We start from the raw sequence: 223 nt of genomic DNA on the forward strand, positions 1-223 counted from the left end.
CTTATTCCTGACCCTAACCACCCGGTTTCCTTTCAATTCTCCTCGAGTCTTATTGCAACCATGTCAAGCAGGAAAAAGAAGGAGAAGAAGCCTGAGCTTTCAATTCTCCTCGAGTCTTATTGCAACGGCATGGCCTTAGGCCTGAGGCCTTTCCGGTTAAGCTTTCAATTCTCCTCGAGTCTTATTGCAACCTTAGAAGGCGCAGTAGACCTAAACGAAGCGT

1 protein-coding gene is annotated in these 223 nt (G+C 47.1%); it reads left to right on the forward strand.

The window, feature by feature from the left end:
* The coding region (locus E3E28_RS11130; RefSeq protein ID WP_206203914.1) for a hypothetical protein at positions 1-223 on the forward strand (223 nt) is incomplete at both ends.

Origin of the sequence: Thermococcus sp. 21S9, from assembly GCF_012027635.1 — an archaeon.
Taxonomy (GTDB): Archaea; Methanobacteriota_B; Thermococci; order Thermococcales; family Thermococcaceae; genus Thermococcus.